At 66.1% G+C, this 12,411-nt stretch carries 20 protein-coding genes; 5 read left to right on the plus strand and 15 right to left on the minus strand.

The genetic code is table 11. From position 1 onward, the window contains the following. Window positions 1–118 precede the first annotated feature (118 nt). The 10 genes from AB0G28_RS08825 to AB0G28_RS08870 all read right to left on the minus strand — a co-directional run bounded on the left by AB0G28_RS08825 (window position 119) and on the right by AB0G28_RS08870 (window position 5,814). Window positions 119–415: a hypothetical protein gene (locus AB0G28_RS08825; protein ID WP_361084940.1), complete on the minus strand. Its 297-nt coding sequence runs from the start codon at window positions 413–415 to the stop codon at window positions 119–121. A 45-nt stretch (window positions 416–460) separates the two neighbouring features. Beyond that, window positions 461–1,150 (minus strand): hypothetical protein, encoded by a 690-nt coding sequence (locus tag AB0G28_RS08830; protein WP_361084943.1) that lies wholly within the window; start codon window positions 1,148–1,150, stop codon window positions 461–463. A gap of 118 nt (window positions 1,151–1,268) precedes the next feature. After that, entirely contained in the window at window positions 1,269–1,922 is a 654-nt protein-coding gene (locus tag AB0G28_RS08835) for a hypothetical protein (RefSeq protein ID WP_361084945.1), read from the minus strand. Further along, window positions 1,919–2,077 (minus strand): hypothetical protein, encoded by a 159-nt coding sequence (locus tag AB0G28_RS08840; RefSeq protein ID WP_361084948.1) that lies wholly within the window; start codon window positions 2,075–2,077, stop codon window positions 1,919–1,921. Before AB0G28_RS08840 ends, AB0G28_RS08835 begins: the two co-directional genes overlap by 4 nt. Window positions 2,078–2,216: 139 nt before the next feature. Beyond that, on the minus strand, window positions 2,217–2,726 hold the full coding sequence (locus AB0G28_RS08845; RefSeq protein WP_361084951.1) for a hypothetical protein: 510 nt from the start codon (window positions 2,724–2,726) through the stop codon (window positions 2,217–2,219). 430 nt (window positions 2,727–3,156) lie between these two features. Further along, on the minus strand, window positions 3,157–3,477 hold the full coding sequence (locus tag AB0G28_RS08850; RefSeq protein ID WP_361084954.1) for a hypothetical protein: 321 nt from the start codon (window positions 3,475–3,477) through the stop codon (window positions 3,157–3,159). A gap of 73 nt (window positions 3,478–3,550) precedes the next feature. Continuing rightward, the gene (locus tag AB0G28_RS08855; protein ID WP_361084957.1) at window positions 3,551–4,039 is read right to left on the minus strand and encodes a hypothetical protein; all 489 of its coding nucleotides are present in this window, start codon (window positions 4,037–4,039) and stop codon (window positions 3,551–3,553) included. Further along, window positions 4,039–4,911 carry a hypothetical protein gene (locus AB0G28_RS08860; protein ID WP_361084959.1) on the minus strand — a complete coding sequence of 291 codons (873 nt, stop codon included), beginning with the start codon at window positions 4,909–4,911 and terminating at the stop codon, window positions 4,039–4,041. The genes AB0G28_RS08855 and AB0G28_RS08860 overlap by 1 nt, the downstream gene beginning before the upstream one ends. Window positions 4,912–4,989: 78 nt before the next feature. Continuing rightward, a complete protein-coding gene (locus AB0G28_RS08865) occupies window positions 4,990–5,526 on the minus strand; it encodes a hypothetical protein (RefSeq protein WP_361084961.1) in 537 nt (178 codons plus the stop codon). 102 nt (window positions 5,527–5,628) lie between these two features. Further along, window positions 5,629–5,814, minus strand: coding sequence for a hypothetical protein (locus AB0G28_RS08870; RefSeq protein ID WP_361084963.1), 186 nt, complete (start codon window positions 5,812–5,814; stop codon window positions 5,629–5,631). A 944-nt stretch (window positions 5,815–6,758) separates the two neighbouring features. On the opposite strand from AB0G28_RS08870, the gene AB0G28_RS08875 reads away from it, so the two are divergent. Beyond that, entirely contained in the window at window positions 6,759–7,160 is a 402-nt protein-coding gene (locus AB0G28_RS08875) for an HNH endonuclease signature motif containing protein (protein ID WP_361084966.1), read from the plus strand. Window positions 7,161–7,413: 253 nt separating this feature from the next. Here AB0G28_RS08875 and AB0G28_RS08880 read toward each other — a convergent pair whose 3' ends face one another. Genes AB0G28_RS08880 through AB0G28_RS08900 form a run of 5 tightly spaced genes read right to left on the minus strand, consistent with a single transcriptional unit; the run spans window position 7,414 to window position 9,363 of the window. Beyond that, complete coding sequence (locus tag AB0G28_RS08880; RefSeq protein WP_361084969.1) at window positions 7,414–7,842, minus strand: helix-turn-helix transcriptional regulator; 429 nt, start codon at window positions 7,840–7,842, stop codon at window positions 7,414–7,416. Between the two features lie 16 nt (window positions 7,843–7,858). After that, window positions 7,859–8,380 carry a hypothetical protein gene (locus AB0G28_RS08885; protein WP_361084972.1) on the minus strand — a complete coding sequence of 174 codons (522 nt, stop codon included), beginning with the start codon at window positions 8,378–8,380 and terminating at the stop codon, window positions 7,859–7,861. A 1-nt stretch (window position 8,381) separates the two neighbouring features. Continuing rightward, entirely contained in the window at window positions 8,382–8,822 is a 441-nt protein-coding gene (locus tag AB0G28_RS08890; RefSeq protein ID WP_361084975.1) for a hypothetical protein, read from the minus strand. Next, a complete protein-coding gene (locus AB0G28_RS08895) occupies window positions 8,819–9,082 on the minus strand; it encodes a hypothetical protein (protein ID WP_361084978.1) in 264 nt (87 codons plus the stop codon). The genes AB0G28_RS08890 and AB0G28_RS08895 overlap by 4 nt, the downstream gene beginning before the upstream one ends. Further along, complete coding sequence (locus tag AB0G28_RS08900; RefSeq protein WP_361084981.1) at window positions 9,079–9,363, minus strand: hypothetical protein; 285 nt, start codon at window positions 9,361–9,363, stop codon at window positions 9,079–9,081. Before AB0G28_RS08900 ends, AB0G28_RS08895 begins: the two co-directional genes overlap by 4 nt. A 935-nt stretch (window positions 9,364–10,298) precedes the next feature. Between AB0G28_RS08900 and AB0G28_RS08905 the strand changes: the two genes are divergently transcribed. Genes AB0G28_RS08905 through AB0G28_RS08920 form a run of 4 tightly spaced genes read left to right on the plus strand, consistent with a single transcriptional unit; the run spans window position 10,299 to window position 12,399 of the window. Next, window positions 10,299–10,505 (plus strand): hypothetical protein, encoded by a 207-nt coding sequence (locus AB0G28_RS08905; protein ID WP_361084984.1) that lies wholly within the window; start codon window positions 10,299–10,301, stop codon window positions 10,503–10,505. After that, window positions 10,505–10,888 carry a hypothetical protein gene (locus tag AB0G28_RS08910; RefSeq protein ID WP_361084987.1) on the plus strand — a complete coding sequence of 128 codons (384 nt, stop codon included), beginning with the start codon at window positions 10,505–10,507 and terminating at the stop codon, window positions 10,886–10,888. Before AB0G28_RS08905 ends, AB0G28_RS08910 begins: the two co-directional genes overlap by 1 nt. Continuing rightward, window positions 10,888–11,952, plus strand: a complete 1,065-nt coding sequence (locus AB0G28_RS08915) for a hypothetical protein (protein WP_361084990.1) — start codon at window positions 10,888–10,890, stop codon at window positions 11,950–11,952. The genes AB0G28_RS08910 and AB0G28_RS08915 overlap by 1 nt, the downstream gene beginning before the upstream one ends. A gap of 9 nt (window positions 11,953–11,961) precedes the next feature. Further along, entirely contained in the window at window positions 11,962–12,399 is a 438-nt protein-coding gene (locus AB0G28_RS08920; protein WP_361084993.1) for a hypothetical protein, read from the plus strand. The last annotated feature ends 12 nt before the right edge of the window (window positions 12,400–12,411 follow it).

Here is a 12,411-nt window from a genome sequence, read left to right on the forward strand (position 1 = left end):
CCAATAGCGTTGCTCCATTCGGGGTAAATCGATCATGACCGAGGGTAGTATCCGCTGGTCATGCTGCCCGATCGGGGGACTCTGTGGGAATAATCGGCAACCGCGACGGGTCGCCCTATCAGGTGGCGTCAGGGTTCGACATGACGCGGCTGACCTGCTGATGTTTCATGTCCGCGCGGCGGCCCAGCTCCCTCGCCCCATAGGATGGCCCCAAACGACGTAGAACATCTGCGCGATTCTTGCGCGCCTTCGCCGCAGCCTTGAGCGCTTCCTGATGCTTGTCTTTTGCGCGCTGCAACTCCGCGCGTGCTTCATCGACGGCGGTCTGGGCTTTCTCCACTTCGGCTACCGCGCGGTCGAGATCCTCCAGCGTCGCCGGCTCGGTCTGGATTTCTGACCCCTCGGTACCCGTCATCCCTCTGACCCCTACTTTCGAAATCGTCGAATCCGACGGAGGCCGCTAGCCGGCCGCGTCGGTGTCCGACTCGATCGTGGCCTGCCGGCCGCGCGGGGTCCAGCACTCCTCCAGCGCGGCGGACCACATCACCGCCGCCAGTGGCAGGTCCGCGCAGTAGTCGTAGGCGTCGTCCTCGCAGGGTGCGGGCGTACCCGTGTCGAACGTGGACGACGACGCCATCACCTCCGTGTCGCCCGGACGGCTCGGGTCGGTGCAGATCGTGTACTCGTCCTGCCGCCACAACACCGGCCCTCCGTTCCCCATGACGTCCGCCGTGCCCAGGTAGGTGTAGACGTCCACCACGGCCCAGTGGCAGCCGTCGAGCTGCGCGGCGAATCGCCGCATGTGCGAGTCGCCGGTCTGAACGTCTCCGCCCACGTCACCCCCGGGCAACACCCCCGGGTTCGGCTCGGTGAACAAGGGTCTCTGCCGGAGCAACAGCACCTTCTGCGAGATGACCAGGTCGGCGGCCAGCCGGTTCGAGGGACCGCTTGCGGCCTGCGCGTCGGACTCCAGCACCCGTGCGGCCCACGGGTGCAACGGCTCGAACTCGGGGCAACCCAGCGCCACCGTGGCGGCACTCCGAGTCACCTCGATGTCCGTCGCGATCGCCTCGTCGGCCAGCACGTCGGAAGCCCAGAGCGTCAGCTCCGCGACCCCCAGCACGTAGCGCGCCCAGTTGTTGGTGTTCACATCCGGTTCCTTTCGTTGTTGGATTCGGCCACGTAGCCGCGCCCGCGCCCACCGCGGGAACAGTGGGCGCGAGCGTGATCACGTGGATATTTCCGTGGCTAAATGCGGCGCTCGGGAGTTACCCGTGGTCCTTCCCGTCGTCGAGCAGTGCCGCCGCCGCGACGTGCTCATCCAAGTCCTTGTCGCAGCACGCCGTGTAGTCGCCGCACCGACAATTCCTCGCCTGCGACCGTTTCCGGTGCGAGCACGACGCGCCAACCGTGGCCCGCGTGTACACCTGGAAAACGAGCGACGACTTTAGGAGTTCGAGCGGCCCGAAAGGTCCGTGAATCGGCCGCCCGTACTGACCGCGGAGGTTGCACACGATGACGTCAGCCGGACCCCGGTCTTTCTGGACGAGGTATCCGCACCATTCTGTGGCCGGGTCCAACACGGCGATGGTCGCGGCTCCCGCGTCCGACGTCGTGATTTCGACCACCTGGAGCCGCTCGTAGATCTCGTCTCGCGTCGGAGGCTCGGCGCGCTTCCTGCCCATGGGCCGCTCCATTCTGATCCGAAACTCTTCCGTGACAAGCTTTTCCGTCGTGACCTCGATGCGCTTGCCATCGTCGCCGGTGAGCCACAGGGGAGCGTCCCCGAGGTAGCCCGGTTTCTCCGCAACCACGGCGCCAGACTCGATGCCTGCACGGGTGATAACCACGCGGTCGCCTAAGTCCCACCACGACATCAACACCCGCGCCCGCATGCGTCGCTGGTCCATCGTCGCGCTCACGCCTCGCGCAGCTCGTACCACAGGTTGCCGTGCACGCTGACGTTCCACTTGTCGTCGCACTCGACGAGCCTGGCGAAGTCGTACCGCTCAAGATCGGCCCACGCGGCCGACGGGGGGCACTCGACGGCCGCGAAGTCGTTGCGGAGGCTCTTCACAACGCACCGCGTCGCACGCTCCTTGATGTCGGCAATTTTGCGTCTGTGGTTCCGGGGGATGGTCTTCACTGCTTGTCCCTTCCTTGTTGGCCGTGTAGCCACGAACCCGGCCGACCCTGTGGATCGGCCGGGAACGAGGTCACGCGGACTCTTCGGCGCTCTCATCCTTCTTTCGATATGCGGCGGCGTAGACGAGGACGGTTCGAGGGTAGAAGCACGAACGGCACAGGTTCGACGGCGACACGTCCGCCATGAGGAGCGCGGCAATGGTGCCCTCCTGTCCTTCCGCCGCCGGTGCGGGGTACATGCCGCCCGGCCCGCACAGCACCACGTCCGCATGTGTGGCCTTGCGGCACAGGAGCTTTCTGCTTTCGGCGTACGCCATGTGCACCTTTCGGGCGCCGTCCACCTTGCCGAAGATCACGGCGTACGGGTCGTCCGCCGGGTCCTCCCAGCGGAAGACGTCGGCGGGGTTGTCCTCGCCGCCGTCCGCGCGCCGGACGCCTACGGTGCGGGCGTCGATCCGGTAGACCTGTTCCGACCACGGTTGCGGCAAGCCGTCCCGCAACATCGCTGCCATCTCTTCGGCCGTGCGGGAATCGGTGCACACACCGGACTCCGCAAGACGCCGTACGTACATTCCGGGCATGACTGCCCTCCCTTCGTGTTGACCGTGCGGTCACGGCACGCGCCCGTCCGGGTAGACGGTCGCGACCGATGGCGCACGGGTTATGCGGGTTTCCCCGTGTCCACCTTGGGACGTTCGCGGTACGGCTGCCATCCCGGCACCGGTTCTCCGGCGTACCAGCGCGTCTCTTTGGCGTAGAGGTTCGCAATGAACCCCTCCGTGCGGAGGGATTCGGCGGCGCCCCGCGTCTCGGCCCGGCCCAGCGTTGTCCCTCCCGCCGTCTGGAGCGCCCATTGACGCCCGACGCGAGCGACAACCCACGTCTCCGGCCGGTTCGAGGCGTGTTCGGCAGGCCCATTGAATAGTGACATGTAGAAACTCCCTTTCCGTTGACCATGCGGTCACGGCGAGAGAACGTCCACACGGGACGTTCACCACCGATGGCACACGCTCAACGCCACGTCGCGTCATCCGCAACCGTGATGGTTACCGTTGCGAGAAACTTGCTTGTGTCTACGGTGACGCCGTTCGGGAGCTGGTCCAGGCGGAGGCGCCCGCCCACGCGTACCCCCATCTTGGCGAGCACGCCCTTAAGAACGGCAGGGAACAGGTCACTGTTCGCGTACGCCCCGATGGTTCGGTGCGCCCGAAACTTGCGCATGTCACAGTGATGCGCAGCGGGCACCGGCACTTTGACTTCGGCGTAAGCGAACGTGTCGTCAAGGTTGTAAACCTCTTCAGGCTTACCGCGAAACTTGATTGTGGCTGGCATTGACTTCCCTTCCTAGTTGACCCGTGCGGTCACGGCGTCGGCATGGTCCGCAATGGACCATGCCGCGCCGATGTCACGCACGGGCTGGCAGCAGGGTCGTAACCAAGTGGCCGGCGGGCTCGTTCTCCCGGTCGTCGACCACGTTTGCGATCCTCACCCGGATGGCGTTCCCCGGGTCGTTTGTCTCGATCGTCACCGTGACCGCGTCCGCGTCCGCGTCGAGTTCGATGCTGGCGTTTCGAAGCCAGATCAGCGGGTGCGGTTCCGGGGTGTGCGGGCCGTAGATGGCATCCGCGTCGACAACATCCGGATTCCTCGGGCATTCGGGCTTGTCGTCCCGGTCGAGGTAGTCGGGTTCGTCGTATCCCTCGACGGCGACGGCACGCAGCGGCTCTTTGCATGCCGCGCAGCAGAATCCGGGCGTGGTGTCCGCCGTGTAGCCGTTCTCCGCCGTGTACCCGTGTGCCGTGGCAGTCACGGTCATGGCCCCGGTGGCCTCCTCGAGGAGGTACAGAGATTCGCCGTCGACTGACACGCCGAAGTCGTTAACGCCGAAGCCCATCATTCGGATGCCGCCCAGCCGAACAGCTCCCGGGCCACGTGCTTCACGGCGTCTTCGTGCGCGGTGTTGTACACACCGGTTGCGGTGTTCGGGCCCGTGGGCTGCCAGTCCGTGCCGTCGTAACCGAAGTACGCCTCACGGATGGCGTCGTCCACGTCGCGACCGCCCGTTAGCTCGGGCAACTCTTCGAAGCTGCCCGCCGGGTTCATCGCCTCGATTTCGTGGGTGACGTCGCGGCCCAACCCGTTGTCCCACCACTCCCGGGCCTGCTCCAGTACGTACGCGTCGTACTTTTCCTGGTCCAGCAGCGGTTCGCCCATTTCGAGTCCCGCCATGGTGTCCGCGATGGCGCGCAGGTTGTTGACCACGTCGTCGGCCGTCGGGTTGTCCAGTCCGTGCACCAGCGCGGACACCGAACCCAGTTCCACCGTGGACTCGGATTCGATGGACCCCATGCCGCCGGTGTTGGGGTAGCTCACGTTCACGCCCGGCATGCCGTCCAACGCGCGGTTGTTCGCGGCGTCCTCGAATGACCCGTGGTAGTCCCCGCAGGAAATCAGGGTGAGCGTGACGGGTTCCATGCCGTCGGTGTGGCCCCACGGGTTCGAGTCGTCCCCGGACTCCGCCGGGTACTTCGTGGCTTCGCCGTCCGCGAGGACGAGCGCGCGAATCTCCCGCGCGTTCGGCATCCGATAGGCGTTCCCGTTGGGGTAGTCCGTCGTCACTTCGGACGCGAGGTGAATGTCGGTCCCGTAGTAGCCGCGCGTCGACCCCACGACCCGGTCCACGGAGATCAGGTTCTCCCACAGTTCGACCATGGTGGACACCTGCGCGTCCGTGAACTCGATACCCGCGATGGCAAGGGTTTCCATTGCATACCTTTCCGTTCGGCTTGTCTGCGCCTAGCAGCCATGGCCCGCGCGCACCCCCGATGCGCGCGACCAAAGCGGCTAGCTCAGCCCTTCGAGCGTGGCCGTCACGTCGTCGGCGTCCACGGACACCGTGAGGCCGTTCCCGGCGCATGCCTCGCATTCCGCGATGTGCGCCTGAACCTCCCCGGGCTGGACTTCGGGCACGCCGTCGTTGAGGTGGGCGGAGGTGTTGAACAGGAGAAAGAGGCCGTCACATCCGGTGCTCTCCCACCAGCGCGCGTCGTCGTCTGCGTTCGTCCACTTCGGGTTGACCCACTCCCAGACCCATCCGTTGGACCCGATCCAGTACCGCCCGTGCTCGTCCGGCGCGTGCCTGGTGACGCCCAGATCCTCACCGGGCGCGCAGTCGTCGAACGCCGTGAGGACGACCGTGTCACCGTCCCACGCTGCCCGCTCGCCGCACGTCGCGTTGTCGTTGGCGCGGTTGGTCCATTCGACGACGCGTTCGGCCGTCGCACGGTCGAAGCCGGGGTGCGGGGTGCCGTGGTCCACGACGTGTGCCGGAAAGATGTCGCTTCCATTCTCCGCCGATGGGTCGATACCCGCGATGGTCACGAACCCATTGTTCTCCAGTGCCATGAGAATTCTTCCCTTCGATTTGTCCACAACGGACACGGCGGGGGACGGGCAAGCCGTCACCCACTGAGAGCGTTGCGTTCAGTTCACCGACTTGAACGGGTGCGCCGCCGAGTCGAACGGCCCCAGGTCGGTGATGACGGCGCCATCCCAGTTGCACCGGGCGCGCCAGAGCGCGTGACCGGTGTTCAGTCCGTCGATTCCGTCCACGAAGACGTCGTCGGGAAACTCGACGCGGACACTCCGGGTGCAGGGGTAACCGGACATGTCTTTCTCCTCTCATTTGTCCACAACGGACACGGCGTGAGTGCGGGTACCGCGTGACCGTGAGCGTTAGCACCTAGTCACGCTTGACCCGCACTCCACCGTGAGCATTGCGAACCGGACACACTTGTCCCTACACCTGACAGTTCGGCGAATGGCCCGCGAAACGGACGCGCGCACACCGTGCGCGCCCTGGTCAACGTCTCGCCAGAATGGCCAGTGATCTTGCATCGAACCGGGTTCGTAGGACCCGTGCGCCGGGGTGCCTGCCGCGCGCGTTCTGTCACAACGCGGCACCGGCACCGGCGAGGGCATTTTTGCATTCCCGGATGCCCTTAACCGGTTCGCCGTTCGTTCCCTACACCGGGGCTTTGCCTGCCCCGTGCGTCGCCACCACGCAGGAAACCCGCATGGCCTGTATCTTCCGGCGATAGCTATCACGTGATCTAACGGGCTCACCGCGTCACGCTTGCCGCGTCCCTCCCGGGCCGCGTCGCTGCTGAGTAAGTCACCCTCACGGGTTGGGGGCTCTGCACCCACCGTTGGCCTTTTATCGATAGCGCTCACTGGCTTTCATGCGCGCAATGGGACGGAATTTCCAGGGTGGCCCCTGGACTCAAGCCCTCACGCACTCGCACTACTTCTCACGCGCTAGCGCTCAGCAACCTTCTCTGTAGTTTGCTCCTCCGCTGCTCCGGGGAATCGGACCCCGATGCGCGGGTGTGGAGCGCAAACAACCGCTCCGCTCGGCAAGTCGGGGGGTCCTGGTCCTGGTGGAGCGGGCCCGCGTGATGGGGCTGGCTCCGGGCGGGCCGTTCGGCCTCGGCTTGCGGTGTTGAGTTGTTGTTCGTTGGTGTAGTCGCCGCAGCGTGGCAACACGTTGCATCCCAGTTGCCACTGTTATCAGGCCGTTACCAACGTACTCAGAAACCGCAGGTCAAAGGCCTATGGCTTGGGAGAGCAGTAACCGTCGAAGCCGCTTACCGGCCGACTGGTCCACCCGCATCGTGCCCACCGTCCTCCGCGTCCACAGAGGACGGTGCCACCTGTGTGGCCACACCGGAGCCACCGAAGTGGATCACGTCATCCCTGGTGATGATCACCGGTTCAGCAACCTGCGCCCAGCCCACACCGAGTGCCATCGAGCCAAGACCACCACCGAAGCCATCGCGGCCCGAGCCCGGCTCCGCGCACTCCGCCACCGGCCCCCCGAAGCGCACCCGCTCGACCGCCTCAGCAGCCCGCTAACAAGATCACCCGCTACCCGAGGGTCAACACACCAGGCGGCCACCCCGGGACCCGCAGAAGACACAGCGGAGTCCACACGCGACAACCACCCCGGTCAGTGATCACCCCACCCGACACCAGTTGATCACACCGTCCACACACGACAGTGATCAAGCACCACCCCGCCGACCAGCACAAACAGGGTGGGGGACCCCTCCCCACCAGCCAAAACACAGACCGTTCGGCATAGCTGTTGACCTTGCCCCCAGGTATCGCGTTTACGTAGGGTGCCCTAACTCGGGCTCGACGCGACGACGCCCCCGAGGAAGTTCCCCGGGGGCGTCGTTGGTGGCGCCGGCTTTTGGCTTCCCTACATCACCAGCCGGCTTCGGCTTCGGCTTGGAAGTCGGCGGTCCACGTTTTCGCTGGCTTGACGCCTCTTGGCAGCAGCACGTGGGTTTCGTTGGCGCCGTGTTCGTAGCTCGCGTGCCAGCGTCCGTCCGGCAGGGGTGTGCATAGGACGAGGGTTGCGCCTTCGGGCGGCGGGGTGCTGGTTAGCTTCGCCCTCGCCACGGCGACGTCGGCCAGGGCCTGCGCGACCAACAAGTCCATCGCGGGTACACCCAGGGGGCCTTCGAGCCGGACGGCGACGCGGGCGGACATCCGGACCCCGCCTCGGATGATCTGGCTGAGGTGCTTCTCCGAAATGCCAGCCCGGCGCGCGACGGTCTTCTGGGAGAGGCCGATCGGTCCGTTCTCGATGGCCTCCCGGATCAGCTCGCCGGCTGTTCGATTGCTGGCCATCAAATCCCCTCGGCCGTCAACTTCGCTTGACCCTCCCGCCCGTGTGGAAAGGATACTTTCCGCAGGTCAGGCGGTCAGGGTGGCCTTCCGGCAAGTTCAGGTCCAGGAACGCGGCTCCCTCCGTGACGAGCCCGCCCAGGAGGCGGCGGCTGGTTACCAGGACCACGCTGCCCGGCAAGCCCGCCGTCCAGGGCCGGACCTGGGCCGCCTGATCGGGGTTGCGGAGCCGGATCAGCACTTTCCTTCGGGCTGCCTGCTCTCGATACTCGGCGACCCGGCCGGCGAAGGTCTCCGGGAGGGGCCAAGCCCAGCCGCGGAGCGCCTGGAGAAACACGGGCGTCAGGCTGTGCAGGTCCACGCCGCCGCGTCTGCGCCACGGGACCAGATCCGCCGACACCTCGATGTCGAAATCGTTGCGACGGTCGCGCGCCCAGTTCGCGGCGAGCGCGTCCACGACGGCGGCCGGGCCGCGCACGACAACCACACCGACCTTCACCAGTTCGAGGGTTGCGGCCACGGCGGCATCCAGCTCGTTCATGTCATCCCTTCAGGGCCGCCAGGAAGGTGCGCCACCGCTTCCCGGTGTCGATCGGATCTTGCGCGACGTCCCGCCATGCGGCGGCGTGCTCGGTCGGCAACCCGAAGTAGAACGATGCGTACGTGCTATCGAACGAGTCATCGGCATCACGCAGGTAGGTGGGCTTTCCTCGCAGCTGCTCGATCTCGTTCTCGTAGTCGGGGCGGTTGTTGCCGCCGATGCGGGTGTAGACGTGGACCACGATGCCGGAGGCGACGAGGGGGGCGATTTCCAGCCAGGCGTCGCGCAGTCGGAAGGCGGGACCGGTCTCCGGGTCGATGTCGATCAGCGGCAGTAGCGCCGCCGCGCGCTCGAAGCCGCCGGGGATGAGCATGTTGTAGAGGCCACCGCGGTTCTCACTGTCACCCACGCGGATGATGTTGATCTCGGGCGTGTCGGTCATGCGGGATCTCCAGGAGCATGTGGTTGGTCGTAGTACTGGCGGAGCCAGCGGTAGCAGTCGCTGCACAGATCGACCCAGCGGGCGCCGATGGTGGTACTGGCGACCAGGGCGACGATGGCGAGGCCACCGCATCGCAGGCACCGGTGCACTTCTTCTCGTTCCCGCCGTCGCAACTGGTCGACGTCCACGTCCGCGGGTGCGGCGTCGAGCATCTGGGGTAGCTGTCCGATCAGGGCGAGCAGCTCTTCCGCTTCCCTCATGCGGGTCTCTGGGCCTCCGGCGTCCCCGGGGCAATACGTTCCCACACGCTGTCTGATGCAGGGATGTCCACGATGGGCCAGTCTCGGACGGCCTCGTCGGTGAGCATCTCCAAGGCGGAGTACAGATCGACGCACTGCCACGGCGTGGCGGTTTCCTGCCAGCACAGGATCGCGTGTGCGAAAGCGGCCACGGGTGAGCGCCGGACCGTCCCGTACGGCAACCCGTTGGCTTCGCAGATGACCAGGTTGGCTTCCGCGGGTTCGTCGTCGATGGGTGTCACATTTCTCCGTTCGACAGAAGGTGTGGGCTTCGCAGACGGGAGCGTACCCATGTTCGACGGCGAATGCCTGACGTGGGCCTTTGTTCTTCATTACCCCGCGGTCACGTCACGGCGCTGTTGATCTTCGCGTCGTCCACATGGCCGACACATGTCCCACTTCTGTCCATTCTCGTCCACGTACAGCTGATCCAGCTCGAACCAGTCGAAGCAGATACCGCACATATATCTGCCGTCCGGCGACCTCGTGAGGTCTGTCCACGGGCTACACACGGATAAGCCGGCCTTTCCGTCGGTCATTCTTCGTCACCCAGGTCTTTGCGTCGTAGCTGAAGCCGCCACAGGCGCATCGGTAGATCCGGTGCCCCCCGCTGACGGCCCGGGTCTGCGGCCGGCACCGGTGCCAACGCCGAGGTAAGGGCGCCTCGTGCCAACGCACGCCGTCCAGGTGCTCCAGCCCCATTTCGTCGATCACCCAGTTTTCGCATCGCGCGGTGCCTTGTCGCATTCGCGGAGCGTACCGCCCCAAGGGAGGTTCCGTGGCTGACACGCATCCGGGTGACGCTGCACAGCTCAAGCGGTACTGGGCTTTCGGCAAAGGCGCCCTGAAGATCCGCTGGAATTCCCCTGGCGACTTCGAAAGGTGCGTTCACCACCTGGAGAAGTACGTGGTCGACCCCAAGGGAATGTGCAACGTCTTGCACGAAATGGCCACTGGTGCCGCCCCCGGGCACGCTCCTGGAGATAAGGCGTGAGGGGGTGACCGATGCTGAACCTGGCTCTCAATATCTGCCTCACGCTGAGTCTTCTTAGCTGAGCCGCCGGTCCCGTCTCCGCCGGTGGCCACTCACTCGATTGTGGATCGGCCACCGGCCGGATACCTCACCCATTTCACGGTCCGTAGCCGACCGCGCTTTTGTCATTCGAAAGGGGGATGTGTGGATCTGCTGCGCACCTGCATCGGCTGCGGCCAGGCCGACACCGACCCGCGCCACGTCATCGCCCTGCCCGGCGACGTCGAAGTCACCTGGCACCTCGACTGCCACAAGATCGCCGGCTGTCCGTCGTGCACGGACCAGCTCGTCGACGCGGGCGGCCTCACCGGCGCCGAACTCCGTGCCTACCTCCAGACGAAAGGCATCTGATGTCCAATCTCGTTGAGGCGGAGGCCAACCGGCTCCTCGACGCCAGCCTGGGCACCGCCCCGTTCACCGCCCCCACTGCGCCGGTGAAGCTGGCTCTCGTGACCGCCAATGGCTCCGCCACCTCCGCGGGCACCGAGGTCACCGGAGGCGGCTACGCCCGACAGTCGGTGACCTTCTCCGCGGCCTCAGCCGGCACCGCGTCCAACACCGGTCTCATCAACTTCACGAACATGCCCGCGGCCACCGTGGTCGGCGCTGAGATCTACGACAGCTCCGGCACGCCCCGCCGCGCCTGGTTCGGCTCGCTCGCGGCCTCCAAGACCACCGGCGCCGGGGACACGCTCAGCTTCGCGGTGAGCGCGCTGACGGTCGGCCTCAGCTGATGGTCGACAACATCACGCTCCCCGCCTCCGGTGCCATCGTCTCCACGGACGATCTCGGCGGCGGCGTCCAGGTGCAGAACGTGAAGAACACGTTCGGCCCCGACGGCGTGATGACGCCCGTCACCACCACCAGCGGCCTGCCCACCACCCACACGGACAACACCAACACCGCCAACGTCCTCAAAGGATCAGACGGTACCTCCGCCGGGCAAAACGCCGCCCTCTTCGCCGGCGCCTACCTCTCCGTGCCGTGGACCGCCTCCGGCGCCGGGAACTACGCGAGCACCGACGCCGGGAACTTCCGGACGGTGACTGTGCAAATCGTCAGCAACGCGGGGACAATCTACTTTGAGGGCAGCAACGACGGAACGAACTGGTTCGGCGTCACCCTTCAGTACGTCGCCGAGGTCACCTCGTCGGCCAGCGGTCAGGTGTCCTCCACTACCTTCTCCGGCGGCGGCTTCACCGGCGTGCTCCCGACCCGGTACTTCCGAGTCCGCGGGTCCGGCACGTCGACGGGCATTGTCTTGTTTCACACCCAGCCCGCCGCGCCGAACACCACCACCGTTTCCCTGAACGGAACCCCCTCTGTCGCCATCTCCGGGTACACCAGCGGCACCGTGGACGGCGGGACCATCGGCACGGCCCGGCCGATGCTCTCGATGGTGCCAATGGTTCACAACGGACTGAACAACGACGCGATCGACCGGATGCGGAACAACGTGTCCACCGCCCTCGTCGCCGCCGGGACCACCACGACGCAGACCGGCAAGTCGGTCACGACCTACAACGCGCGCAGCCTCACGATCGTCCTCAACGTCTCCGCGGTCTCCGGCGGCTCGGTGACCCTCACCATCACCGGTAGCACCGTGAGCAGCTACACCTACCCCCTGATCACTGGCAGCGCCGTCACCACGACGGGAGTCACTGTGTACCGGATCTGCCCGCACCTCACGGCCGCCAGCGGCGCCACCGCCGCCGAGCCGGTCCCCCGCACGGTGCTGGTCACCGCCACGGTCTCCGGGTCCATCACCTACGGCATCGACACCATCCTGTCCGTCTAGGAGGGCGCCATGGTCGACAACGTCACCCTCCCTGCCACCGGCTCATCCGTCGCCGCCGACGAGATCGGCGGAGTCCTCTACCAGCGAGTGAAGAACACCTTCGGCGCTGACGGCACCGCGACCGACGTATCCGCCGCCGCCCCCATGCCCGTCACCATCGACGGGGGCGCGCTACTGACAGTCCTGGAAGAACTCTGTGAAACGCTCCAGATCCTTCGTGGCGGACCAGGCGGGCAGGTACCGGACAGCGCGGGCCGTACCCGAGTCTCGCTGGACACCATCGGAAATACGTCGCTCGCAATTCCTGCCGTGACCACAGTCACCACAGTTGCCCGCCTAGCGAGCCTTGGATCGTCAAGCACCGTCACCATTCCCGCGGACCTGGTTGGGATGGCAACCATCAACGGCCCAGCCTCGGACCTGTATCGGGGAATAGCGGTTCAGTGAGGGGGAATGCGA

The organism is Amycolatopsis sp. NPDC021455, from assembly GCF_040640995.1.
Lineage (GTDB): Bacteria > Actinomycetota > Actinomycetes > Mycobacteriales > Pseudonocardiaceae > Amycolatopsis.

What these genes read in the sequence shown, in the direction of transcription:
- AB0G28_RS08825 (WP_361084940.1), bottom strand. Translation starts at nt 415, where the DNA reads ATGACGGGTACCGAGGGGTCAGAAATCCAGACCGAGCCGGCGACGCTG.
- AB0G28_RS08845 (WP_361084951.1), bottom strand. Translation starts at nt 2,726, where the DNA reads ATGCCCGGAATGTACGTACGGCGTCTTGCGGAGTCCGGTGTGTGCACC.
- AB0G28_RS08850 (WP_361084954.1), bottom strand. Translation starts at nt 3,477, where the DNA reads ATGCCAGCCACAATCAAGTTTCGCGGTAAGCCTGAAGAGGTTTACAAC.
- AB0G28_RS08855 (WP_361084957.1), bottom strand. Translation starts at nt 4,039, where the DNA reads ATGGGCTTCGGCGTTAACGACTTCGGCGTGTCAGTCGACGGCGAATCT.
- AB0G28_RS08860 (WP_361084959.1), bottom strand. Translation starts at nt 4,911, where the DNA reads ATGGAAACCCTTGCCATCGCGGGTATCGAGTTCACGGACGCGCAGGTG.
- AB0G28_RS08870 (WP_361084963.1), bottom strand. Translation starts at nt 5,814, where the DNA reads ATGTCCGGTTACCCCTGCACCCGGAGTGTCCGCGTCGAGTTTCCCGAC.
- AB0G28_RS08875 (WP_361084966.1), top strand. Translation starts at nt 6,759, where the DNA reads ATGGCTTGGGAGAGCAGTAACCGTCGAAGCCGCTTACCGGCCGACTGG.
- AB0G28_RS08880 (WP_361084969.1), bottom strand. Translation starts at nt 7,842, where the DNA reads ATGGCCAGCAATCGAACAGCCGGCGAGCTGATCCGGGAGGCCATCGAG.
- AB0G28_RS08885 (WP_361084972.1), bottom strand. Translation starts at nt 8,380, where the DNA reads ATGAACGAGCTGGATGCCGCCGTGGCCGCAACCCTCGAACTGGTGAAG.
- AB0G28_RS08890 (WP_361084975.1), bottom strand. Translation starts at nt 8,822, where the DNA reads ATGACCGACACGCCCGAGATCAACATCATCCGCGTGGGTGACAGTGAG.
- AB0G28_RS08895 (WP_361084978.1), bottom strand. Translation starts at nt 9,082, where the DNA reads ATGAGGGAAGCGGAAGAGCTGCTCGCCCTGATCGGACAGCTACCCCAG.
- AB0G28_RS08910 (WP_361084987.1), top strand. Translation starts at nt 10,505, where the DNA reads ATGTCCAATCTCGTTGAGGCGGAGGCCAACCGGCTCCTCGACGCCAGC.
- AB0G28_RS08915 (WP_361084990.1), top strand. Translation starts at nt 10,888, where the DNA reads ATGGTCGACAACATCACGCTCCCCGCCTCCGGTGCCATCGTCTCCACG.
- AB0G28_RS08920 (WP_361084993.1), top strand. Translation starts at nt 11,962, where the DNA reads ATGGTCGACAACGTCACCCTCCCTGCCACCGGCTCATCCGTCGCCGCC.